Source organism: Paeniglutamicibacter sp. ORCA_105 (assembly GCF_045798545.1).
Lineage (GTDB): Bacteria > Actinomycetota > Actinomycetes > Actinomycetales > Micrococcaceae > Paeniglutamicibacter > Paeniglutamicibacter sulfureus.
The window spans coordinates 1-23,985 of the sequence record NZ_JBIXLM010000054.1 but is presented as its reverse complement, the minus strand read 5'-3'; the positions used below and the strand labels follow the sequence as shown (position 1 = coordinate 23,985).

The window sequence follows — 23,985 nt, the reverse complement described above, 5'->3', positions numbered from 1 at the left end:
CCCCCCCCCCCCACCACCTTGCACCCGCTGCCGCACCACCCTGCACTATTTTGAAAAGAGCCCCCCTCATGACCTATCAGGTTGCCCTCGCCTTCGAGGACGGTATTACCCGGTTCATTAAAGTCGGACCCCGCGAAACCGTCGCCGATGCCTCCTACAAGGCACGGATCAACATCCCGCTTGACTGCCGCGACGGCGCCTGCGGCACCTGCAAGGCCTTCTGCGAATCCGGCAAGTTCGACGGCGGCGACTACATCGAGGAGGCACTGACCGACGACGAGGCCGAGAAGGGCTTCTGCCTCCCGTGCCAGATGGTGCCCGAGTCCGACCTCGTGCTGCAGATCCCCACCACCTCGGATGTCGCCAAGACGACTGCCACCACCTACTCCTCGACGCTGACAGAGATCCGCCGCCTCTCCGAGACGACCTACGCGTTCAGCCTCGAGATCGAGAACCGCGACGAGCTCTCCTTCCTGCCCGGCCAGTACGTGAACATCGAGGTTCCCGGCTCCGGCGGCCAGACCCGCTCGTACTCCTTCAGCTCCGGCCCGGAGGTCTCCACCCTTTCCTTCCTGATCCGCATCACCGACGGCGGCTTGATGTCCACCTACATGCGCGACGTCGCAGCCGTCGGGGACCAGATCAACTTCACCGGCCCGATGGGCAGCTTCTTCCTGCGCGATCCCAAGCGCACGTCGCTGCTGCTCGCCGGCGGCACCGGACTGGCCCCGCTGCTGGCCATCCTGGAAAAGCTCTCGGGCATGGACACCCCCCACCCGACCCACCTGATCTACGGCGTCAACACCGACACCGACCTGGTGGAGCTCGACGTGCTGGAGGACTACAAGTCGCGCATCGACGGCTTCACCTTCGACACCGTCGTCGGGGACCCGAACAGCGCCGCGGAAAAGAAGGGCTACGTCACCAACCACTTCGAGCCGCACCATCTGGCCGAGGGCGACGTCGACATCTACCTCTGCGGCCCGCCGCCCATGGTCGAGGGCGTCCGCCGCCACCTGGAGGGCGAGGGCATCAAGCCGCAGAACTTCTATTTCGAGAAGTTCGCCCTTGCAGTCGTTCCCGATGCGGCCGCGGCGCCGGAGGCACCGGCACCGGCAGCTCCCGCAGAGGAAGCAGCGGAGGCTCCGGCAGCCCTGCCCACCTACGAAATCGGCGAAGAGCACGCAACCTTTCAGGCGCAATTCGACGCGCGCATGGCCCTGGAACTGGCCGTCGTTGAACTGACCATGGGCAAGCTGACCCCCGAGCAGCTGACAGAGTTCAAGGTCCTGGCCGAACTGGCCGGCAAGACCCTGTCGGGCGAGAAATTCGTGGACGCCGCGGAATTCACCGTCACCAACGACGCCTTCCACCAGTTCCTGTTCCGCTGCGTTGGCAACGAACACCTGCTGCAGGCGTACAACCGCCTGGAAGTCCCCGCGACCATGGCCAAGGTACTGCGCCAGGAGCACTGGATCGACGGCGCCGTCGACGCCGACCACCTGGCAATCGTCGCCGCCTTCGAGAACCAGGACCTGGCAGCTGCCCGCACGGCCATCATGGCCCACAACGAGCACGCCAAGGCCACCATGGCCGCCGCGTCGCGCGCGTCCAAATGAGCGCCGACAACCCGGCGGTGAACCACGCCGCCGCGGCACCACTGCCCGAGTCCTTCCACGCGGGCCGTTTCGCCTCCAAGGTCGTGCTCGTCACCGGAGCCGCCCAGGGCATTGGCTGGGCAGTGGCCCGGCGCATTGCCGCCGAGGGTGCACAGCTGGTCCTGGTGGACCGCTCGCCGCTGGTGCACGACATCGCCGAGGGCCTGCGGGCGCAGGACGTCAAGGCACTGAGCGTCACCGCCGACCTCGAAACCTTTGAAGGCGCGTTGTCCGCGGTCACCGCCGCGGTCACCGAATACGGCCGGATCGATGTGCTCATCAACAACGTCGGCGGGACCATTTGGGCCAAGCCGTTCGAGCACTACGCCCCGGAGGAAATCCAGAAGGAAATCCAGCGCTCGCTCTTCCCGACCCTGTGGATGTGCCGCGCGGCGTTCCCGGAAATGGTCAAGGCCGGCTCCGGAACCATCGTGAACGTCTCCTCGGTTGCCACCCGCGGGCTCAACCGCGTCCCGTACGCCGGAGCCAAGGGCGGGGTCAAGGCCATCACCTCGGCCCTGGCCATGGAGGGGGCAGCCCACGGAATCCGCGTGGTGGCCACCGCCCCCGGCGGCACCGAGGCCCCCGAACGCCAGGTGAAGCGGGGCCCGGCCCCCGAAGGCGAGCAGGAGAAGGCCTGGTACCAGCAGATCGTTGACCAGACCATCGAGTCCACCCTGATGAAGCGTTACGGAACCCTCGACGAACAGGCAGGACCCATCGTGTTCCTGGCCTCCGACGAGGCTTCATACATCACCGGCAGCACCCTTGCGGTGGCCGGAGGGGACCTCGGCTAGATAGGTATCTTTCAACTGCATGCAGGCGGCGGTATCCCCGCCGCCTGCATGCTATCCACGGCCCGCCGCCCGATAACCCCTCGGGTCAAGGCTTCCACCCCGCAGCCTCACGCTGCGGCACTTGTCCGTGCCCCGAAACACCGCACAAAGTCGTGCACCCGGGGCCCATAAAAATATGGAGCAAATCGTGAAATCACCGGAAGCAAGCGCCACCAAGAAGCAAAAAAACACTGTCCACTGGGTCGTCGCCATCGCCGCGATCGCCCTGATCTTTGACGGATACGACCTGGTCGTCTACGGCACCGTCGTCTCCACCCTGCTCAATGACCCGACCCATCTCGGTGCAATCGGCCCGGCCACCGCAGGTGTGCTCGGCAGCTGGGCACTGTTCGGGGTCATGGTCGGGGCCTTGGTCACCGGCGCGATCGGTGACTACCTCGGCCGCCGCAAGATCATGATCGCCGGCATCATCTGGTTCTCCGTGGGCATGGGCCTGACCGCCCTGGCCCCCAACGTCATCGCTTTCGGCGCCCTGCGCTTCGCCACCGGAATCGGCGTCGGCGCACTGGTTGCCACCGCCGGTGCGGTCGTGGCCGAATTCGCCCCCAAGGGCAAGCGCAACTACTACAACGCCATCGTCTACTCCGGTGTCCCTGTGGGCGGGGTCCTGGCATCACTGCTGGCCATCGTCCTGCTGGACCTTGTCGGCTGGCGCGGGCTCTTCCTCATCGGCGCAACCCCGTTGCTCTTCCTGCTGCCCATGGCGCTGACGAAGCTGCCCGAGTCCCCGCAATGGCTCATGGCCCGCGGCCGCACCGAGGAAGCCGAGCGCGTCTCGATCCGCACCGGCGTCCCGATCGCCGAAACGGCCTCCACGCACGGTGCCCACGCACTGGTATTCGAACCAATCGACACGAAGATCGGCTTCCGGGCACTGGCCTCCAAGAAGTACGCCCTGCCCACCCTGTTGCTGGGCCTGATGAGCTTCGCCGGCCTGATGCTGACCTACGGCCTGAACACCTGGCTGCCGCAGATCATGACCCAGTTCGGTTACGGCAAGTCCTACTCGCTCGCCTTCCTGCTGGTACTCAATGCCGGCGCCGTCTTCGGCGGATTGATTGCCTCCGTGGGCGCCGATCGCGTCGGTGCCAAGCGCGTGGTTTCCACGACGTTCTTCCTCGCCGCGGTGGCCATGGTGATGCTGACCCTGCAGCTTCCCTTCGGAATCCTGCTCGCGCTGGTTGCCGTGGCAGGCGTGGGTACCATCGGCACGCAGGTGCTGATCTACGGGTTCGTGTCCAACTACTACAACAGCGCCGCCCGCGGCGCCGGGGTTGCCTGGTGCGCCGGATTCGGCCGTCTGGGCGGCATCTTCGGACCGTTGATCGGCGGACTGCTCATCGCAGCAGGCGTGCAAAACCACGTCGCCTTCTACGTCTTCGCCGCAGTTGCTATCGTTGGTGCAATGGTGACCGCCTTTGTTCCCTTGCGCAACTCCGAGACCCAGCTGCCGGCCGGCTCCGCGGCACGAGTCAAGATCGCCAAGTAACCACAGGCCGGCTGCAGAGCCGGTCACCCGGGGGCCGCGTGGACAAGGATGTTCGCGCGGCCCCCGTCTTTATACATTGAAAGGTTGGCTGGGGCGGATCCATGCATCAACAACGAACACTGGCGCTCATGGCCCGACTGCTGCAGTTGGCCGAGACCGGCAGCGCCCAACTGGTGGTGGTCAGCGGGCCGGCCGGGTGCGGGAAAAGCACCTTGGTCCGGCGTTTCATGGACAACAACAAGCACCTTGCTTCATGGAGTGCCTCCGGCGCTAGGTGGGAAAAGAACGTTCCCGGATCGGCCTTGCAGGAATTGCTCGGCCCCACGGACACGGATGATTCTCCCCTGCCCGAAGGCCTGCTCGCCTTCATCCGCAACGCGGGAAAGCAAAGCGGAATCCTCTTGCTGGAAAACCTGCAATGGATCGATGCCCAGTCCCTCGCCGCGTTGCTATTTGCCTGGCGGCGGCTGCGCACCGAAAAGCTGCTGATCATTCTGACGCTGCGCGAGGAGGAAGCTGCCTTCCTGCCGCCGGGTGCCCGCGAACTCCTCGAGTCACAGCACAGCACCACGATCGACCTGGATCCGCCCACTGCTGCCGCACTGAAGGAAATTTCCGTGTCCCGGCTCGGCGTGGACCTCTCGGCGGCCGCGGCCGACCAGCTGGCCGGCTACACCGCAGGCAACATCCACACCGCCTTGGAACTGATCCGGGAAAACCCCGACGAAACCTGGAACCACCTGAACCACCGGTTCCCGGCTCCCCGGGCCGTCACCGCAGAGGTCTCCGAGCGGTTGGACGCCTTGTCGGTGCCTGCCCGCTCCGTCATCGAGGCCGCCGCCATCCTGGGCGTTGGCCCCCGGCTGGAACGGGTCGTCGCCCTGGCCGAGGTCGGGGACCCGCTGCCCTTGCTCGAGGAGTGCGTGGCCTCCGGGCTGGTGGAGGTTGCCGGCAGCGGCGGAAACCTTTCGCTGCTGTTCAACGGCCATATCAATCACATGGCCGTCTACCACCTGGTCCCTCTCTCGCGCCGCTTGGCCCTGCATGCAGCGGCTGCCGCCCTGGGCGAGAACGCGGGCGACGCGCTGGCGCATCGCGCCGATGCCACGTTGCTCTCCGATCCAGCCCTGTCACACCAGCTGGAGCTCTTTGCCGAGATCCAGGCGGGCAAGGGCGAGTGGGCTTCCGCGGCCATAGCGCTGCACCGTGCCGCGCATCTTGCGACCAACGCCGAGGACCGCGACCCTCTCCTGCTCAAGGCCGTCGATGCGACGGTGGCTGCCGGCGAACTGCCACGCGCCCTGGCCTACTCCGAGGAACTGGCTTCCCTGGCGGCCAGCCCCGAGAGCGACCTGCTCTCCGGCTACATTGCCATCCTCCAGGGCCAGGCGCTGACGGCTGACCGCTGGCTCTCCCGCGCGTGGTCGGGCGCCGAGGACGCGCAGCAAATCGACATCATGGCCACCGTTTCCCAGCGCCGGGTCCTTGACTCGCTGGGCCGGCTGGATGGACACAGGATTGTCGAATGGGCCGAACGAACCCTGGAACTGGCCGAAGTGGAAAGCCCGGTCGCCGTGGAGTCCTCGGCCGTCCAGGGACTGGGCCTGGGCATGCTGGGCCGGGGGCCCGAGGGTGAGAAGATCCTGTCGCGGATGCTCGCCACGCTGCCCGCCGGCGCCCAGCGGCAACGCGCCGAAATGGCCATGGGATGGCTGCACGTGGCCGCGGACCAGATCGAACTGGCCCGGCACGAACTGATGATCTCCAGCTCCACCGACTACACCGAAGGATCACACCGCATCGCCCTGTGGGCCAGGGCCTGGCTGGCCCGGGCCGAGTATTCGGCCGGGGACTGGGACCAAGCCCTGGAGACCGTGCGCGCGGGCGTCGCACTGCAGGAGCGATCCGGCATCGAGCTGGTTCGCCCGCTGCTGCACTACACCGCGGTGCAGATCCACGCCATGCGAGGGGAACAGGAAGAAGTCGAGGCCCACCTGGCCAAGGCCTGGGCCAGGACCGGAAGCTACGAGGTCATGCAGGTGCCCTACCGGATGGCCAGGGGTGCCTCGGCCCGCGCCCGCGCCGACTACGACGAGGTCATATTGGCGTTGGAGCCCCTTTTGCTGCTGGACCGTTCGCGCGGGATCGACGAGCCGGGGTTCTGGCCGTGGCACGACATGTACGCCGATGCCTTGGTGCGCAAGGAACGCTATGACGAGGCCCTGGAGTTCATGGAGCCGCTCATGGCGGCCGCCCGCAAGTGCAAGCACCGCTCGACCACCGCACGATTCCTGGTGGTACGCGGGCAGGTGCTCGCTTCACGCGGCGACCTGGAAGGATCTCGCGACGCGTTCGAGGAGGCACTGGCCCTGTTGCAGGGGCTCACGCTCCCGGTGCTGCGGGCCAATGTCGAGTACGCCTACGGGCAGTCGTTGCGCCGCGCAGGCAAGCGCGGCGAATCCGCCGGTCCGCTGACCCGTGCGCTGGCAGGTTACACGCAGCTGGGGGCGACGATCTACATCGAACGCTGCAACCGCGAACTCAAGGCCACCGGCATCAGCGTCCCGCGCCGGGACGCCACCGACTGGTCCTCGCTCACCTCGCAGGAAAAGGCGGTGGCCTCGCTCGTTTGTGCAGGTGCCAGCAACAAGAAGGCCGCCGAGGAGCTGTTCATCGGGGCCAAGACGGTCCAGTACCACCTGACCCGGATCTATGCGAAGCTGGGCGTATCCTCACGCACCGAACTCGCCGCGCGGTACCGGGACGCCGACAACTAGCCTTGGGAATGCCGGATGGCCGGGCGTAGCCTGAGTACATGGAATCCGACGTCCGGAAGCTGAGTCTGGCCACGGGGATCGAGGTGCCGTGTTTCGTCCACGGCAACGTGGATGCCAGGCCGCTGATGTTGCTGCATGCGTGGGGAGAATCCCGGAGAAGCTTCGACCGCCTGGTGCCCCGGCTCGCCGGCTTCAGGGTTCTTGCGCCCGACCTCCGTGGGCACGGCGATGCGGAAAAGCCCGGGGACGGCTATTCCCTGGCCGAACAAGCTGCCGACGCCGCAGCCATCTTGGATGCCCTGGATGTACCTGCTGCATTCGTCCTTGGCTCATCCAGCGGAGGCTACGTGGCCCAGCAATTGGCCGTAGACCACCGTCAACGGGTGCAGGCCCTGGTGTTGGCCGGAGCCCCCTTGACCCTGCGGGGGCGACCGGCATTCGCGGACTCGGTCGAGGCCCTCACGGATCCCGTGAGCGTCGCCTGGGTAAGGGAATCCCTGTCCTTGTTTCCCCTGCAGCATGCGGTTCCAGAGTGGTACCTTCAGGACCGGGGGCTCGACGGTGCGGCAGTGCCCGCGGACATCTGGCGGGCCAGCTTGGAGGGCCTATGCGAAGCCACGCCGCCCACCGAATCGGGAACCATCGATGCGCCGGCCTTGATTCTGTGGGGTGGACGCGACCCCGTGCTTTCGCGGACGGATGAGGAAACCCTGTGCCAGCGGATCGCAGGTTCCTTCCTGAAAATCTATCCGGAGGCAGGGCATCTGGTCCTGTGGGAACGTCCGGCCCAGGTGGCCGCGGATACGACGGCTTTTCTTGGCTCGCTCGGTTGAGCCTCCCAGGATCGACAAGGTGGCATCCGGCTGGGCATCCTTGGCCGCGTCGATTCGATCCGCCAGGGTGCCGAGCGTGCGGGGCACCCTGGGACGAAGAAGCGAGAGGCCCCGGACAGCGTCATTGCTGTCCGGGGCCTCCGGCACGTGTCCGTGCTGCTGTGGACGAAAGTTTAGGCGGCAAGCATTGAGGTGTGGTGTTCGGTGGCCTGCAGGGCGGAATAGGGAAGCTCGCGTTCCGCTTCGGGCATCCATCCGGTCCAGGCCCAGTGGTTCAGTTCCTGGACGGTGTCAGTGGTGGTCCGCGAGTTGCGCGCGGACCGGTGTTCTCCTGCGGTCTTTCGCCGTGTCGAGACAAACATGATGTGCTCCTTTGGGGCCAAGTAATGCATGGATTTGATGGGTGAGTGATCCGCACCGTCGGTGCGGACGCTCAAGTGGTGTTACGGGATGAATGGCTGGAAGGACCTGGCACCGGCGAACCAGCTTTCACCCTGTCCGTCCTCGAGTCGTTCGCCGATCCGGCGGAACGTGCCTTCGTGGAAGAGCAGCGGGTCCGCATCCCCCAGCGCCACCGAGCTGACTTCGCCAACCACGATGATGTGGTCGCCTCCGTCGTAGTTGTTCCATGCCCGGCATTCCAGCGTGGCTGCGTTGCCCACCAGCACCGGGACGTTTCCGTTCAGGACCCACTCGGGTTCGCAGTCCATCGGTTCGCCGGCGAAGTGCTTGGCCGCCTCCAGCTGGCCGTCCGAGAGGATGTTGATGGCGAAGGATGAGCCATCCAGGTGTTTGGCGGCCCTGGAGCTGCGGGTCAAGATGATCTGGGCCAGGGGCGGATCCATCGACACCGCGGCGAATGCCGTCACCATGGCGCCGTAGGGTTTGCCGTCAGTGCCCTGTGTGGTGACCACCGTGACTCCGGTGGTGAATTGCCCGAATACGCTCCGCAGTTCCATCGCGTCCACCGGTTTCGACATGGTTTCCTGGGTCATTGCGGGTTCTCTTTCACATCAAATTACAGGGATACGAAATGGGTCTTGGTGTTGTCTTGGTACCCCTTTGTGACGCCGCGGGCGGCATCACGGAAAGCATGGTGGTACGACAACGGCGGGGTCCCCGAATGCATTCCGGGAGCCCCGCCGTGACGAGGTGGGGGTGTGGACCCTACTTGGACTCGGGGTCAAGCACGAAGTCGTAGGTCGTCTGAACGCCTTCACCCTCGGTTGCCGGCTGGATGTCCAGCAGCAGTTCCGGCTTCACAGCGGTCGCGATGTCGTCGTCGTTGTGCGCGTCACCCGGGAAGTACAGCTGGGCGGTGAGCAGCTCGTGGCCCGGTGCGGAAACCTTCAGGTGCAGGTGGGCCGGGCGCCAGGCGTGCCATCCGGCGGCGGCGATCAACTGGCCGCAGGCACCGTCGGTCGGGATCTGGTACGGGGCAGGCTGCATGGTGTTGATCTGGAAGTTGCCTTCCTCGTCTGCGATGAAGGTGCCGCGCAGGTTCCAGTCCGGGATGTTCGGAGCGAACTGCGAGTAGAAGCCTTCTTCGTCCGCGTGCCACAGCTCGATCTTGGCGTTCTTCAGTGCCGAGCCGTCGGTCGAACGCACCTGGCCCTGGAAGAGCAGGTGGGTGCCCTTCTCGTCCTCGCGCATCTCGATGGTGGCCGGGGACTTCTGCTCCGGGGAATCCGGGATGTAGTACGGGCCCTCGATGGAGCCCTTGTTGCCCTCGCGGTGGTCGGTGGCGACTTCCTCGACCGAGTGCTCGAGCCACACGTCCATGAACAGCGGCCATTCGCCGTCTTCGCCGACCTTGATCAGCCATGCCTTCAGTGCGTTGAACTCGTCGTAGCTGACGCGCTCTTCGAGGATGATGTCGTTGGCGGCCTTGATCAGCTTGCTGGCCAGCAGGTTGACGCGCTCGACGTCGGCGGTGATCGATGCCGTCTTGCCGGACTGGCGGAAACGGTCGGTGGCGGCGTTGCCTGAGGCTGCGGCGCTTGCGGTGGTTTCGGTGCTCACGAGTTGCTCCTTCTATCTCCAGTTGGAGGGGGGTGTTGATGCGCTGGTCCGGCGTCACATGGTGCGGTGACTACAGTCACAACGACTTTCTATGCATTCAATGTATGCCGGTTATTGAGAAGAGGGAAATACTTCTTTCCGATCCATTGAGACGTTCTGCATATAGGACTGCAACTGGCGGCCTTTCTTGCAATTAACGCCCCGCGGCCAATGGAATGGGCCGGCTCCAAAAGGACCCGACCCATTCCGCATCACCCCTGCGGCGTTCCCGCCGCAGATCCGCCTAGCGGATCGAGTTCGGGTGTTTGGCCAGCGGCGTGACCTTGATCTTCATGTACGGGTACATCGGGAAACCGCTGAGGATCTGGTGCAGCTCGTCGTTGGATTCGACGTCGAACAGCGAGTGGTTGGCGTACTCGCCGACGATGCGCCAGATGCCTGCCATCTTGCCGCTGTTCTGCAGCTGGCCCGAGTATTCCTTTTCGCGGACCTGGAAATCGGCGATTTGGGCCTCGGTCAGGTGGGCCGGGAAGGTTACGTCCATGCGGGCTAGGAATATCATGTCTTCTCCTGGATTAAGCGTGGTTGGTGGGTGCTAGTTCTGGCGGTAGCGGGCGAGTTTTTCTTCGTCAATGGCTGCGCCGACACCGGGGACGTTGCGCACCGAGATGCGGCCACCGGTGATGCGGATGGGCTCGGCAATCAGGTCATCGGCCATGTCCAGGAAGTTGGACAGCTCACCGGCGCGGCGGTTGCTCGCCTCATGGGCGGCACCGAAGGTCACGGTGGCCAACGATCCGATCTGGGTGTCGATCTGGTTGCCCATGGTGACATCGACGCCGAGCCCGGTGCACAGGCCCAGGATCTCGGTGGCCTCGGTGAACCCGCTGCGGGCGGTCTTGATGCAAATCGCGTTCGAGCCACCGGAGAGCAGTTCGCGGGATACGTCGCCTGCCGTCGGCACCGACTCGTCGCCCACAATGGGGATCGGGGACTTTTCCACGAGCCGGCGGCGGCTCATGGCTTCCTTCGCGTCACAGGGCTCTTCCAGCGCCGTCAGGCCCAGGCCCTCGGTGCGGCGCAGGACTTCCATGGCCTCGTTTGCGGTCCAGCCGCGGTTGGCATCCAGGTAGAGCTCCACGTCCTCGCCGAGTCCGGCGCGCAACACGTGGCAGGCCTCGATGTCCAGGGCCAGCGGGCGGCGCCCGACCTTCAGCTTGAAGGTGGTGATGCCGTACTCCTCGCCGAAGCGCAGCGCCTCGTCGAGCAGTTCCTGCGCCGGGCGGAAGCCGAGCATGTGCGAAACGCGCATCGAGTCGGAGTATCCGCCCAGCAGCTTGTGCACCGGGGTTCCCAAGGCGTTGCCCAACAGGTCCCACAGGGCGATGTCGATGGCACCCTTGGCGACCTGGTTGTGGATGGTCCGGGCCATCACCTCGTGCACCTTGCCGCGGTCGAAGGGATCCAGCCCGATCAACTGCGGTGCGAAGACGTTGTCGATGATCGTGATGATCGATTCCTGGGTCTCGCCATAGGTGTAGGGCCGCGGCGGAGCATCGGCCTCCCCCACCAGTCCGTCATCCGAGTGGATGCGCACCAGCACGTGCTCGGCATCGGTGACCTGCCCGCTGGCAAACTTGAGCGGGTGCGTATAAGGGATCGAATAAGGGATTGCTTCGATGCGTAGGATCTTCACGCCGGGTTTCCTTCCGTGGGGGCTGGAGCCTCAAAGAGGTCCAAGAACTTTTTCAGCAGGGCAGTTTCGTTGTCGGTCTTCCAGGCAACGGCAAGATCGACCGCCGGCGCATTGCGCAGCTGGCGGAAGACAATGCCCTGCAACGCGAACATGCGCCGGGCGGTGGGGACCAGGGCGACGCCCATCCCGGCCGCGACGAATGACAGCAGGGTCGAGGTTTCCTGGGTCTCCTGGACAATTTGGGGGCTGAAGCCCGCCTGGCGGCAGGCCTCGATGGAGATGGTGTTCACTGCGGAACTCAGCGGGTAGGCAATAAAGGGTTCATCGGCCAGGTCCGAGAGGTCAAGCAAGCCGCGCGAGGCCAGCTCGTGGTCCTCGGGCAGGGCCACAACCAGCTCATCCTTCTCCAGGAACTTCAGGCTCAATTGATTCGAACGGATCGGCGGGCGTAGTACGGCGACGTCCACGCGCTGCTCTTCCAGCGCGATTTCCATTTCGGGGGTGAGCATCTCCCCCTGTACGTTCAGGCGCAGCCCCGGCATGTGGACACGGGCGGCCTGCACGATCATGGGCATCAGGCGGTAGGTCGCGGTGCCAGAAACCCCGACCCGCAGCACGCCGCTGGCGCCCTGGCCCACAAGTCTGACGTCTTGCTCCAGGTTCTCGATCTCGGCCAGTACCAATCGGGCCCGGGCAAGGAGCAATTCGCCGGCCGCGGTGAGGTCGACCTTGCGGGTGGTCCGCACCAACAGCTGGGTGCCCAGCTGCTCCTCGAGCGACTTGATCTGTTGGGACAGCGGAGGCTGGGCCATGTGCAGGCGCTGGGCCGCACGGCCGAAGTGTTTTTCCTCGGCCACCGCAATGAAGTACCGCATCTGACGTACTTCCACGTCGTCCACCTCCGGTCATGGGGCACAGATGTGCACCACTGCCAGATTAGGACGCAAAGATTACTTATGGGAAATACATGTATGCGCATGATTCAGATGCAATAAGTATCAGTGGGACTCCTGGCCTCCGCAGGGGTGAGATCAGGGACACGAAACGTGCCGCCATTGCGGTGCCTAGGGGCTCGTTGCGCAGGAGGACCGGGCCGCCGCGATGAATGCTTCGATCAGGGCTACATCCTTGGTGCCGCGGCTGGACTCCACCCCGGAAGAAACATCCACGCCTGCCGGGCGCAGCGTGCCCACCAGGTGCGCGACATTCCCCGGGTTCAGCCCCCCGGCAAGGATCCAGGTCCCGGCAGGCGGTGCCGCAACGAGTTCGGTGGCGTCAAAGGTGACGCCGGCTCCCGGTTCGACTGCGTCCAACAGGATCCGCCCGGTTTCCCAGCGGCTTCGTTCCGCGTCGTCGAGTGCACGATAGCCCTCGATGGAGAATGCCCGCAGCGTTGCAAAACCCTGGGCGTGCAGCTCTTCGACGTCCTCGTAGGATTCGTCGCCGTGCAATTGCACGGTGCCCACGCCTGCCTGCCTGGCGATATCAATGACTTCCACCATGGGCTGGTTGCGGAAGACCCCGACGGTTTCCACATGTTCGGGTACCTGCGCGATGAGGGCCCGCACGAGGTCCGGCTCGATGGTTCGCGGACTTCCGGGGGCAAAAACAAACCCCACGGCGTTGGCGCCGGCGGCCACCGCCGCCGAGACGGTGGCGGGTGTGCGAAGTCCACAGATCTTGACGTACAGCTCGTGATTCACTCGGTTCTTCCGCATCGGCTCGTTGATTGCTTTTGTGTCCATGCTACTTCTGAACGCGCATGCTGAGCATTACTGCGCGCAGCAGCCGGTAATCCCGGCTCTGCATGATCTTCTTGGCATCCGCGAGGCTCACGTGGTCGTCATGGAACCCCAGTTCCTCGGCCAAGTCGTCGGAGCTTGTCATCTGGGCCCCGAAGTCCTTCTTCGGCCGGAAGAAGCTCAGCGCGGGCTTCTTGTCCCGCGACTTGGTGGCAGCCGCGTCGTTGAGCATCAACAACACCTTCTGCTCCTGTTCCTTGCCCGGGGTGTCCAAGACGAAGTGTTCGAACACCACCTCGGCGGGGGCCAGGAAGTCCGCCCTCACGGGCGTGGACTCCAGCACGGTGCGCTTGTAGGTGCTCATGTCCCCGTCGGTGTCCGTGGACGAGTCCGCACGGAATTCGGCGATCTCGTTGCCGTCGGAATTCTCGATGTCCCATTTGGTGAACGGGTCCGCCAGGGGCTTGGCCGTGGCGTTGCAGTTGCTGCAGTCGTCCTCCTCGATGTTCCAGTCGGGAGGGTATCGAAAGCTCAGCCCCTGGGTGGCGAACGTCTTCCAGCCCGTGGTGTCGACCTCTTCGGCGGGCTTCGGTGAGGGAGTTGCCATCGCACTTCCCTCCTCCACGGTCATGGGCCGATCGGACGGTTCCTGTGGCGGGCCGAAGGGGGTCGAATCAACGGTGCTGGAGTCGTTCGGAGCCCATTGTCCGGGGTCCGCGCATCCCGACAGGAGGAAAAGCCCGAGCAGCGAGGCGATGCACAGGGCCCGGGTCATTGCCTTCGGCTTGCCGGATACGGTGGCGTCGGCGCACTTACTCATCGGTTGTCTCCTGGGCGCGAGTGCCAAATCGGACATCGATACCTTCCCCACTGTGCCCCATCCGATACGCGCTTGCAAAGGCCGGAAATGCCCGGTGCTATGCGCGCACTGCGCGTTGCACCGGCACCCGGCCACTTTTCCCGGAAGTACCAACACGCATGTCAGTTAATCAGCAGTGCGGGATCCTGCATAATCGAGGCGACATCGGCAGCGAACCGCGTCGATAAGTCCCTCCTCGACCACACGGTGGTGGAGGAGGGACACAAGAGGGGCCTCCCGCCCGTAATCCCAACGATCCCGGACGGGAAGCCAGAGGGGGACACGATTCAGAAGGAGCTCGCGCGGACCGAAAGCATGACCTGCTTCATCGTCCGGTAGCCCTCACTGTCCATGAACTGCCTGGCATTGCCCAACGTGAGGTGGTCCTTGTCCATGCCGCCAGCTTCCATGAACTCCGGCGTGGTTTGAATCCAGGTCGCTGCCTCGGCCCGCGAGTGGAAGACGGGCATGAAGGGGTATTGGTCACGCGTTGCCAGCCTCTCGTCCGAGGAGATCATCAGTTTTGCCTGCTGCGCCTTCCGCTCGGCTCCCGTCACGGACGCTTGCGAATAATCGATTTTCACATGCTCGAAGACCAGGCTGGTCGGCTCGTAGCCGATCCCTTCCACCGCGGCGGTGTCCAGGTCGGTGCGGACATACAAACCGGTGTCGCCGTCGGTGTCGCCCACGAAATTCGGGAAGACGTGGGCCACCAGCACCCCGTTCCCATCAACGATGTTCCACGGCGTGTACTCGCTCTCCGGCAGCGGCGGATCATCGACCTCGCAACCGTCGCAGGTGTAGGGCAGTATTTCCCAGTCGGCCGGGTAGTCGAAGGCGATCCCGTATTTGTCGAAGGTCTGCCAATCCGACGTGTCGATGGGTGCCGGCGTCTCGGGGGCAACGGCCGGGTGGGCCGAGGCCACGCCGGGCGCGGTGAACGCGGGGGCCATGCCCGGGCCGCCGATCAGCAGGGCGGAGGCCACTGCGCCGGCGGCCAGCAGGAGGCGCCGGCGGCGGACCGCCGGGTGGGCAGGTGGGCCGGCGGTCAGGGTGGAGGGTTTCGGTGCGTTCCTCACGGTGTGCTCCTTGGGTTCTGGCTCCGGCACTTTGCCGGAAGGTGCCAGTACCACTCTTATGTCCGCCCCGTCCCGCCCGGTTTCCCCCCAGGGCGTCACGAAAGGATAACGATCAGTCCAGCAGCAGCGCGGGCTCCTGCATGATGGCAGCCACGTCGGCCATGAAGCGCGCCGACAGGTCCCCGTCAACCACGCGGTGGTCGAAGGAGCCGCCCAGGGTGGTGATCCAACGCGGGACTACCTGGCCGTCGACAACCCACGGCTTCTGCCGAATGGTGCCAAAGGCGAGGATTGCGACTTCACCGGGGTTGATGATCGGGGTGCCGGTGTCGATTCCCAGCACGCCGATGTTGGTCACCGTCAGCGTGCCGCCGGTCATGTCCGCAGGGGACGTCTTGCCGGCCCGGGCGGTAGCAGCCAGGTCGTTGAGCGCAATCGCCAGTTCGCGCATGGAGAGATCCTGCGCTTCCTTGATGTTGGGGACCAGCAGGCCGCGCGGGGTGGCCGCGGCGATGCCCAGGTTCATGAAGTGCTTGACCTGGATCTCCGCCCCGTTCTCGGTCTCGACCCAGGAGGCGTTGACGGAGGGGTTGCGTGCGGCAGCCCAGATGACGGCTTTGGCCAGCACCAGCAGCGGGGAGACCTTGATGCCCTCGAAGTCGCGGCTCTTCTTCAGCCGGGCCACGTATTCCATGGTGCGCGAGGCATCCACGTCCACGAAGATCGACACGTGGGGGGCGGTGAAGGCCGATTCGACCATGGCCTTGGCGGTGGCCTTGCGGATGCCGCGCACCGGGGTTCGGATGAGGCGTCCGTCCTCTTCCTGGCCCTTGGCCGACCAGAACATCGGTGCGGCGTCGCGTTCGGCCTCGCGCTGGGCCTTGTAGGAGAGCACGTCATCGCGGGTGATTTCGCCCCGGCCGCCGGTGCCGGTGACCTCGGTCAGGTCCACGCCGAGTTCCTTGGCGACCTTGCGCACCGGCGGCTTGGCCAGGACACGGTCGACGAATGCTGCCACGGCGGGCTTGGCTGCCGCGGTCAGTCGGGTGGAAGCCTGGCCGATTTCGGCGGCGCGGCGGGAAATCGTGTCGGCAAGCGCCGCCGGGATCACCGGGGCGGCTCCCTGGGCACCTGTGCCCTTGGCGGGCTTGTTCGTTCCCGGGCGGCTGGTGCGGGCACGGCGCTTGACGGCATCGGCCTTGGGGCCCGAACCGACCAGCGGGCCGGGTTCTTCGCTGGCGACCGGGGTGTCGGCCTCGGCAATGTCGGCCACGTCAGGCACGTTGGCCAGCGGGGCGGGCTGGGATCCGGCCTCGTCCACGGAAAAGAGCGGGGCACCTACGGCCAGGGTCTCGCCTTCGGCCGCGTGGAGTTCCTTGACCACTCCGGCGTAGGGGCTGGGCAGCTCGACCAGGGACTTGGCTGTCTCGATTTCCACGAAGACCTGGTTGACCACCACGGTGTCCCCGGGCTTGACTTTCCAACCGACGATTTCGGCCTCGGTGAGGCCTTCGCCGACATCGGGAAGGTTGAAGGTGCTCATCGTCTGACTCCTTTAAGAAACAATGCTGCAGCGGTGCGGTGGCGCTCGTGCGCACCACTCATTTAGTAGGCGAAGGACCGATCGAGTGCTTCGAGGACCTTGTCGATGTCGGGCAGGTATTGTTCCTCGACCTTGGCCACCGGGTAGGGCATGTGGAATCCGCCCACGCGGATGACCGGGGCCTCCAGCGAGAGGAAGGCGCGCTCCCCCACGCGGGCAGCGATTTCCCCGCCGATGCCGCCAAAGGTCGGGGCCTCGTGGGTCACGATGAGCCGGCCGGTCTTTTCCACGGATTCGGTGATGGTGTCGAAGTCGATCGGGGAGACCGAGCGCAGGTCGATGACCTCCACGCTGCGCCCGTCCTCGCGCGCCGCCTCGGCCGCCGCCAGGGCGACGGGCACCAGCGGGCCGTAGGTGACGATGGTGGCGTCCTCGCCGGGGCGGATGACCTGGGCCTTGAAGGCGTCGGCAGCCGGGTTGGACGTGTCGACCTCGCCCTTGAGCCAGTAGCGGCGCTTGGGTTCGAAGAAGATCACCGGGTCTTGGCAGGCTGCAGCCTGCTGGATCATCCAATAGGCGTCGTGCGCATTGGACGGGGCCATGATGCGCAGGCCCGCGGTGTGCGCGAAAAGTGCCTCCGGGGATTCGGAGTGGTGCTCGATGGAGCCGATGCCGCCGCCGTAGGGAATGCGGATGACCACCGGGGCACCGAAGCGGCCCTCGGAGCGGGCGCGCATCTTGGCCAGCTGGGTGGTGATCTGGTTGAAGGCAGGGAAGACGAAGCCGTCGAACTGGATCTCGGCGATCGGCGAGTAGCCGCGGATGGCCATGCCGATGCTGGTGCCCACGATTCCGGCCTCGCCCAGCGGCGAGTCGATCACGCGGTCCGGTCCGTAGGTGTCGATCAGCCCGTCGGTGACGCGGTAGACCCCGCCCAGGCGCCCGATGTCCTCGCCGATGAGCAGGGACTTGGGATCATTGGCCAGGACCGCGTCTAGTCCGGCGGTGATGGCCTTGGCCAGGGTCATCGTAGTGGTGCTCATCGGGTGGCCCCTTCCTCGGTGGTGTCGGCGAATCCGGCCTCGTATTCCAGGTGCCACTTGAGCTCTTCCTGGATCAGCGGGTGCGCCTCGGCGTAGACATTTGCGAAGGACTGGGCGAGTGACGGATCGGGGAACGCCATGGCTTCCTCGCGGACCCGGGTCGCCATCTCGTCTCCGTCAACGGCGACCTGCTTGAAGAACACCTCGTCGGCCAGGTCGTTGTCCCTCAGGTGCTTTTCCAGGCGCAGCAGCGGGTCGCGTGCGACCCAGGCTTCCTCGTCGGCACTCATCCTGTACTTGGTCGGATCATCGGCCGTGGTGTGTGCGCTCATGCGGTAGGTGACTGCCTCGATCAAGACCGGTCCCTCGCCGCGGCGGGCTCGTTCCAGGGCCCAACGGGTCACAGCCAATACCGCGAGCACGTCGTTGCCGTCGACGCGGATCCCGGGGAAACCGTAGCCGGCGGCACGCTCGGCCAGGGGCACCTTGGACTGCACGTGGAACGGAACCGAGATGGCCCACTGGTTGTTCTGGCAGAAGAAGACCACCGGGGAGTTGAAGCTGGCAGCAAAGACCATGGATTCGTGGACCTCGCCCTCGGTGGAGGACCCGTCCCCGAAGTAGGCGACCACGGCGGTACCGTCTTTTTCAAGGCGTTCGGCGTCCCAGCCGGCCTGGTCGCGCTGCACGCCCATGGCGTACCCGGTGGCGTGCGGCATCTGGGCCGCGAGCACCATGGTGTACATGTGGAAGTTGTTTTCCCGTGGGTCCCACCCGCCATTGGAGATGCCGCGGAAGATCCGCAGCATCTGGGGGAAATCGACGTTGCGGGTAAGTGCCACGCCGTGTTCGCGGTAGGTCGGGAAGATGTAGTCGTTGGGCCGGGTGGCCCGACCCGAACCGATCTGCGCCGCTTCCTGGCCTCGCAGCGGAACCCACAGGGCCAACTGGCCTTGGCGCTGCAGCGCGGTGGCTTCCTGGTCAAAGCGGCGCGTGAGCGCCATGTCGCGGAAGAACCCTCGCAACATTTCCGCGTCGACGTCCTGGATGTAGCTGTCGTACTCGGCGTGCGAGCGACGTTCCCCTTCAGGGGTAAGTAGCTGGATCAGCGCCTGCTCCGAGGGCTCGTGCACGGTGTTGGTCATACCGAGGGCGTCCTTACGTACATGAAATATGCCCCGCGCGGAATAGATTCCGCATGGGGCATATAGCGGTTTTGTCTGTTCTAGCCTAGCGGTGAAACGCCGCAAATCACGACTTACCCGCCCCTAGGAAAGCGTCGAGCCTTTTGGATAGTTCCGACAAAGCTCGAGGAAGCGGGTGTTGGCCTCTTCCTCGCCAATGCTCACCCTCACGCCTTCGCCGGCGAACCCACGCACGGCCAGTGCTTGCTCCGAAGCCAGCTCAACGAATTCGGCGGTATTGGCACCCAGCGGCAACCACACGAAGTTGCCCTCGGCGGCCGGAATATTCCATCCGAGTTCCTCGAGACCGGCAACCACGCGGGTACGTTCGTCAACGATCCTTTGTACCCTTTCCACAACCTTGTCGTAGTGGGCCAGGGAGGCCACGGCAGCATCCTCGGCCACGGACGAGACGGCGAACATCGTCGCGGCGACTCGAATGTGTTGGGTAACCTCCGGGTGTGAGACCGAGTACCCAACGCGGAGGTTTGCCAGCCCGTGCGCCTTGGAGAAGGTCCGAAGCACCATCACGTTCGGGTGGCTGCGGTAGGTGTCGATCCCGTTCACGGCCTGCGTGTCCCGCACGAATTCCTGGTAGGCCTCGTCAATGACGATCAGCACGTTGGAGGGAACCTTGGCGATAAAGGCCTCGACCTCGTCTCGCAACAGCGCCGGACCGGTGGGATTGTTCGGAGTGCACAGCAGGATCACCGAAGTGCGTTCGTTGACCGCCGCCGCCATGGCGTCCAGGTCGTGGCGTCCATCGGCCAGAAGGGGAATCTGCACGGGCAGCGCCCCTGCGGTTTCGACCACGATCGGGTAGGCCTCGAAGGATCGCCAGGCAAAGATCACTTCGTCCTGGACACCGTCGTCGTCCTGACCGGCAAAGGTGGCCAGGATTTGGGTCAGCGCACCGAGCGAACCGGCACCGGTGACGATGTCATCGACAGGGACCGAAAGGAACGCGGCCAGTGCGGTGCGAAGCTTCGTCGACATTGGATCCGGGTAGCGGTTGATGTCGAGCTGGGCGCGAATCGCTTCCATGACCTCCGGGATCGGCGGCAGGGGGGTTTCATTCGAAGAAAGCTTGTAGGCGTTCAGGCCAGGTATTTCGCGAGGCGGCTTGCCCGCAACATACTTCGGCATCCGGCCGATGACGGTGCGGGGCTGGACCGGGTCGCGAGGCGCTGGGTTTTCGGTGGTCATGACCCAAAGCTTAGCCCTTGCCTTCGCGGCGTACCCCATGTGTTGCATTGGCTTTCTCTCTCCGGGAAACGGCTGGCCCACGCGGCCGGAACGCATAAAGGTATGCCAGTATGGGTCCATGATTGCGTTCATCCTCCGGGTGGTGATCAACGCGCTGGCCCTTGCTGCCGCCGCGTGGGTCCTGCCTGGCATCACTGTCACTGCTGCACCGTCCTCGGACGAAACCGTTGGCCTGGTCTTGGCCTATCTGGTGGTGGGCCTGGTCTTCGGGCTGGTCAATGCGGTGGTCCGGCCCATCGTGAGTTTGTTGTCGTTGCCCATCACCTGCTTGACCCTGGGCCTCTTCACCTTGGTCATCAACGCTGGCATGCTGATGCTGACCTCGTGGTTGACTCAATACCTGCCCTTTGGGCTGCACGTCGACCAGTTCTTCTGGGACGCCATCATCGGCGCCCTGATTGTTTCCATCATCTCCGCCGTGATGGGTTGGATCGCTCCGGCCAAACGCTAGCGTTCCCTCGGGAAGCCAGACCCGGCGAGCGGTTCGCGCTCTAGCGCGACGGAGCAATCCTGTTCAGACGCCCGTGCTTCCCGTCCTTCGCTGGCACCTTTATCCTGGGTTTGGGTTGGCGGGCCAATTGGTACGATCGGACCTTTCCCTGCCTGGACCGGCCAAAAAGGGCACCCAGCAGTCCAAGTGATTCAACGACTCCGGGATCCGTGGCACCACGCAGCTCCTTGGCATGCGAGTCGTAGTTCTCCAGCTTGTGGGCCTCGCCGAATCCGTCGTTTCCCAGGTTCCTTGCCCGGTCAGGACCGTCGAAGACAACCGTCAGGCGGTTGCGCTCATCAGGGTTCGTGGTCCCGTCGGTACCGGGAACCAGGTCGTATTTGTCTTCCAGATGCAGGGCATGGGTGTCACTCGGAACCGGGGTCCGCCCCGTCGGGGCGCCGAACGTTGAAAGATGCTGGAAGTCAAAGAGCTTTCCGAGATGTTCGTCATTCACGATGTTGACGGCGTGGATCCCTCCTTGGCTATATCCGGTCACCACCACGCGGTCCCCGTTGCGTGCTCCGGACTGTCTCAAGGCGTCCTCAACGGCGGGGACAAGATTCTTCGAATCATTGCCCATGCCCTCGATGATGCCAACCCCGTCCCAGGGGTTTCCCGGCTCCTGTCCGGGCTCCGCGCCCTCGACCCGGCGGACGTTTCCTTGGCGGTCCATGGGCGGATCGGATTGGGTCCCGGGAATCGTCAACACGTAGACAATGCCTTCAGGGGCTTCGACCTGGGTAATGAGAAGGCTGCCCGGCGGTTCGCGTTCTGCCACCTTCTGCAAGTCCACCAGGGATTCGATGCTCCCGTCGAATTCCACAACCTGCTCCGGGCCATGTCCGACCACCTCGATCGGCCCCAGGTGCACGAGGTTCTGGTCGCGCAGGAAGTCGGTGAGTTGCGGGTAGAGTCGGTCGGTCACTGAGGAATCAAACAGGCCACCGTGCTCGGTGTCTCGCAGAAACCCAAAGGGCAGGCCGGGGGCGTTCGGCAGCTGGTTGATGATGTCCTCTGTTGTTTGCATGCGCGGCCGGCCGTTGTTGCTGGCCAGGTCCCACATGACGGTCAGCGGCAACTGGCTCCCGCGCGCTTCGTTCACTTTGCGTTGCACCGCGGATTCGGCCTGATCGTAGGTGATGCGCGCCGTAGAGACCTTCAACGCCAGCACTCCCGTCTCCGCGGCTCGTGCCGTGCATGACCCGGCAGCCTCGGCCACGGCCGCCACGGCACCAAGAACGCGCGCACGCAGCAACACCGTACCCAGCGCCAGCATGGTTGCCGGGATCTGCGGGGATCTGGCCAAGAAAGATGTCGCTTCCAACAGGTCCGCACCGGCGCCCGTGAGCATCGAGGTGGTTCGTTCCATTTCGGTGATGGAAAACCGGATGGAGCCCAGTCCCCCGTGCACTTCGTATCCCATGTCCGTCTTGCTCCCCTTTCGCGCCTTACAACCCACTGAACAACCCGCGCGGCACGGCACCGGGAGTGAGGATGGGCCCCAAAGTTCCCATGGTGGCCAGGATGGTCGACTCGAGCTCGGCCAAGTCGGCGCGAGCGGCCCAGATCTCCCCGCGGGCCGCTTCCAACCTGGTGTCCAGGTCCGCGACATTGCCGGCTAGTTCCGCAGCCCGGTCACGGAACGCCCTTCCGGCCGGGGATTCCCATTGCAAAGCCTGCACCTGTTCAAGTTGTTCGCGGGCCCGGTACACAGCGGCCTGGGCGGCCACCACCCGCATGAGCATTTCGTCGGCAATGGCCTCCAACATGGTCTTTTCACCGCATCCTTTCCATGTCCGGACCGGTTTCCCGGTGTCGTTGTCCTGGACCCAACAGTGACTGCAGCTGGCCCCGGCGGTGCGCTGGAGGCGACGGCGTGTGGATAACCGTGAAGTGGGCGGCGTCACGCGCTGGGCTTCACAGGGTTGAATCGTGAAAGAATGGGCATCATGGCTGATTCCGCGCGCATTTCACTTGCATCCGAACCCCTCGCCCTAGGTGCCCTGGACGGTCGTTACCGTGCCGCCGTGGCCCCACTGGTCGACCACCTCTCCGAAGCGGCGCTGAACCGCGACCGCGTCCACGTGGAAGTCGAGTGGCTGATCCACTTGACCGACAACTCCGTGCTGCCGGGCACCTCCCCGCTCACCGAGGCCCAGCGCACCTCACTTCGCAAGATCGTCACCGACTTCAACGCCGCCTCCGTGGCCGAGCTTGCCGAGATCGAAGCCGTCACGGTGCACGACGTGAAGGCAGTGGAGTACTACATCGGCCGCCGCCTGGGGAACATCGGGATCGAGGACCTCACCGCACTGGTCCACTTCGGCTGCACCTCCGAGGACATCAACAACCTCTCCTACGCCCTTGGCGTCAAGGACGCCGTCCTGAACGTCTGGCTGCCCGCGGCCCGCACGTTGGTCGCACAGATCACCGACATGGCAGAAGAATCCCGCGACGTACCGATGCTCTCGCGCACCCACGGACAGCCGGCCACCCCGACCACCCTGGGCAAGGAACTGGCCGTGCTGGCCTGGCGCCTGACCCGCCAGCTGGACCGCATCGAGAAGACCGAGTTCCTGGGCAAGATCAACGGCGCCACCGGCACCTACGCCGCCCACTACGCCTCGGTCCCCTCCGCCGACTGGCAGGAAGTCTCGCGCTCCTTCGTCGAGGGCCTGGGCCTGACCTGGAACCCGCTGACCACCCAGATCGAGTCCCACGACTGGCAGGCGGAGCTGTACGCCGACATGGCACGCTTCAACCGGATCCTGCACAACCTGTGCACCGACGTGTGGAGCTACATCTCCATCGGCTACTTCGCGCAGATTCCCGTTGCAGGCGCCACCGGCTCCTCGACCATGCCGCACAAGGTCAACCCGATCCGCTTCGAAAACGCCGAGGCGAACCTGGAGATCTCCAACGGCCTGCTCGACACCCTGGGATCCACCCTGGTGACCAGCCGCTGGCAGCGCGACCTCACCGACTCCTCCTCGCAGCGCAACATCGGCACCGCCTTCGGCCACTCGCTGCTGGCGATCTCCAACGTCGCCAAGGGCCTTGACCGCCTGGACGTTGCCGAGGCCGTGCTGGCCAACGACCTGGAGCACAACTGGGAGGTGCTCGGCGAGGCCATCCAGATGGTCATGCGCGCCGAGGCCATCGCCGGGGTCGAGGGCATGGAAAACCCGTACGAGCGCCTCAAGGACCTGACCCGCGGCCAGCGCGTCGACGCGGCCCGCATGCAGGAGTTCGTCTCCTCGCTGGGCCTGTCCACCGAGGCCGAGGCACGCCTGCTGGCCTTGACCCCGGGCAGCTACAACGGCATCGCCTCGAAGCTGGTTGACCACCTGAAGAAGTAGCCCGCACCAATTTTTCTGGGGTGCCGCCTGGCACCTCAAGGACGTGGCCAGGCCCGGGGCGGTTTGGTGCGGGGCGGGCCCCCCC

General features: G+C 65.1%; 22 protein-coding genes. 7 read left to right on the top strand and 15 right to left on the bottom strand.

From position 1 onward, the window contains the following. Positions 1–68 precede the first annotated feature (68 nt). The 5 genes from benC (at position 69) to ACIPUB_RS18540 (ending at position 7,614) form a co-directional block, all read left to right on the top strand. Positions 69–1,619 (top strand): benzoate 1,2-dioxygenase electron transfer component BenC, encoded by a 1,551-nt coding sequence (gene benC, locus ACIPUB_RS18560; RefSeq protein ID WP_407608731.1) that lies wholly within the window; start codon positions 69–71, stop codon positions 1,617–1,619. Then, a complete protein-coding gene (locus tag ACIPUB_RS18555) occupies positions 1,616–2,455 on the top strand; it encodes a 1,6-dihydroxycyclohexa-2,4-diene-1-carboxylate dehydrogenase (RefSeq protein WP_407608730.1) in 840 nt (279 codons plus the stop codon). The genes benC and ACIPUB_RS18555 overlap by 4 nt, the downstream gene beginning before the upstream one ends. A gap of 187 nt (positions 2,456–2,642) precedes the next feature. Next, complete coding sequence (locus ACIPUB_RS18550) at positions 2,643–4,004, top strand: MFS transporter (protein WP_407608729.1); 1,362 nt, start codon at positions 2,643–2,645, stop codon at positions 4,002–4,004. A gap of 101 nt (positions 4,005–4,105) precedes the next feature. Then, entirely contained in the window at positions 4,106–6,781 is a 2,676-nt protein-coding gene (locus tag ACIPUB_RS18545; protein WP_407608728.1) for a LuxR C-terminal-related transcriptional regulator, read from the top strand. Positions 6,782–6,819: 38 nt separating this feature from the next. After that, positions 6,820–7,614 carry an alpha/beta fold hydrolase gene (locus ACIPUB_RS18540; protein WP_407608727.1) on the top strand — a complete coding sequence of 265 codons (795 nt, stop codon included), beginning with the start codon at positions 6,820–6,822 and terminating at the stop codon, positions 7,612–7,614. 173 nt (positions 7,615–7,787) lie between these two features. Here ACIPUB_RS18540 and ACIPUB_RS18535 read toward each other — a convergent pair whose 3' ends face one another. The 13 genes from ACIPUB_RS18535 to ACIPUB_RS18475 form a co-directional block, all read right to left on the bottom strand. Then, positions 7,788–7,976, bottom strand: a complete 189-nt coding sequence (locus ACIPUB_RS18535) for a hypothetical protein (protein ID WP_264269527.1) — start codon at positions 7,974–7,976, stop codon at positions 7,788–7,790. Positions 7,977–8,057: 81 nt separating this feature from the next. Continuing rightward, positions 8,058–8,609 carry a flavin reductase family protein gene (locus tag ACIPUB_RS18530; RefSeq protein WP_407608726.1) on the bottom strand — a complete coding sequence of 184 codons (552 nt, stop codon included), beginning with the start codon at positions 8,607–8,609 and terminating at the stop codon, positions 8,058–8,060. Positions 8,610–8,781: 172 nt separating this feature from the next. Then, positions 8,782–9,636, bottom strand: coding sequence for a catechol 1,2-dioxygenase (gene catA / locus ACIPUB_RS18525; protein ID WP_407608725.1), 855 nt, complete (start codon positions 9,634–9,636; stop codon positions 8,782–8,784). 283 nt (positions 9,637–9,919) lie between these two features. Beyond that, entirely contained in the window at positions 9,920–10,198 is a 279-nt protein-coding gene (catC, locus tag ACIPUB_RS18520) for a muconolactone Delta-isomerase (protein ID WP_264269530.1), read from the bottom strand. Between the two features lie 33 nt (positions 10,199–10,231). Continuing rightward, complete coding sequence (locus tag ACIPUB_RS18515) at positions 10,232–11,332, bottom strand: enolase C-terminal domain-like protein (RefSeq protein ID WP_407608724.1); 1,101 nt, start codon at positions 11,330–11,332, stop codon at positions 10,232–10,234. Beyond that, positions 11,329–12,222, bottom strand: a complete 894-nt coding sequence (locus ACIPUB_RS18510; protein ID WP_407608723.1) for a LysR substrate-binding domain-containing protein — start codon at positions 12,220–12,222, stop codon at positions 11,329–11,331. The genes ACIPUB_RS18515 and ACIPUB_RS18510 overlap by 4 nt, the downstream gene beginning before the upstream one ends. A 174-nt stretch (positions 12,223–12,396) precedes the next feature. Then, positions 12,397–13,077 carry a phosphoribosylanthranilate isomerase gene (locus ACIPUB_RS18505; protein WP_407608722.1) on the bottom strand — a complete coding sequence of 227 codons (681 nt, stop codon included), beginning with the start codon at positions 13,075–13,077 and terminating at the stop codon, positions 12,397–12,399. Between the two features lies 1 nt (position 13,078). Then, positions 13,079–13,894 carry a hypothetical protein gene (locus ACIPUB_RS18500; RefSeq protein ID WP_407608721.1) on the bottom strand — a complete coding sequence of 272 codons (816 nt, stop codon included), beginning with the start codon at positions 13,892–13,894 and terminating at the stop codon, positions 13,079–13,081. A gap of 326 nt (positions 13,895–14,220) precedes the next feature. Next, positions 14,221–15,012, bottom strand: coding sequence for a hypothetical protein (locus ACIPUB_RS18495; RefSeq protein ID WP_407608720.1), 792 nt, complete (start codon positions 15,010–15,012; stop codon positions 14,221–14,223). A gap of 112 nt (positions 15,013–15,124) precedes the next feature. Then, complete coding sequence (locus tag ACIPUB_RS18490) at positions 15,125–16,555, bottom strand: dihydrolipoamide acetyltransferase family protein (protein WP_407608719.1); 1,431 nt, start codon at positions 16,553–16,555, stop codon at positions 15,125–15,127. Positions 16,556–16,617: 62 nt separating this feature from the next. Further along, a complete protein-coding gene (locus ACIPUB_RS18485; RefSeq protein ID WP_302264357.1) occupies positions 16,618–17,598 on the bottom strand; it encodes an alpha-ketoacid dehydrogenase subunit beta in 981 nt (326 codons plus the stop codon). Beyond that, entirely contained in the window at positions 17,595–18,743 is a 1,149-nt protein-coding gene (pdhA, locus tag ACIPUB_RS18480; RefSeq protein ID WP_407608718.1) for a pyruvate dehydrogenase (acetyl-transferring) E1 component subunit alpha, read from the bottom strand. The genes ACIPUB_RS18485 and pdhA overlap by 4 nt, the downstream gene beginning before the upstream one ends. Positions 18,744–18,866: 123 nt before the next feature. Then, positions 18,867–19,988, bottom strand: coding sequence for a histidinol-phosphate transaminase (locus ACIPUB_RS18475; protein WP_407608717.1), 1,122 nt, complete (start codon positions 19,986–19,988; stop codon positions 18,867–18,869). Positions 19,989–20,106: 118 nt separating this feature from the next. Here ACIPUB_RS18475 and ACIPUB_RS18470 point away from each other — a divergent pair, with 118 nt between their 5' ends. Continuing rightward, the gene (locus ACIPUB_RS18470; protein WP_407608716.1) at positions 20,107–20,499 is read left to right on the top strand and encodes a phage holin family protein; all 393 of its coding nucleotides are present in this window, start codon (positions 20,107–20,109) and stop codon (positions 20,497–20,499) included. 40 nt (positions 20,500–20,539) lie between these two features. Here the strand turns inward: ACIPUB_RS18470 and ACIPUB_RS18465 are convergent, their stop codons facing one another. Next, a complete protein-coding gene (locus ACIPUB_RS18465) occupies positions 20,540–21,964 on the bottom strand; it encodes a hypothetical protein (RefSeq protein ID WP_407608715.1) in 1,425 nt (474 codons plus the stop codon). A 25-nt stretch (positions 21,965–21,989) separates the two neighbouring features. Next, positions 21,990–22,310 (bottom strand): hypothetical protein, encoded by a 321-nt coding sequence (locus tag ACIPUB_RS18460; RefSeq protein WP_407608714.1) that lies wholly within the window; start codon positions 22,308–22,310, stop codon positions 21,990–21,992. 180 nt (positions 22,311–22,490) lie between these two features. Here ACIPUB_RS18460 and purB point away from each other — a divergent pair, with 180 nt between their 5' ends. Further along, positions 22,491–23,900 (top strand): adenylosuccinate lyase, encoded by a 1,410-nt coding sequence (gene purB, locus ACIPUB_RS18455; RefSeq protein WP_407608713.1) that lies wholly within the window; start codon positions 22,491–22,493, stop codon positions 23,898–23,900. Positions 23,901–23,985 lie beyond the last annotated feature (85 nt).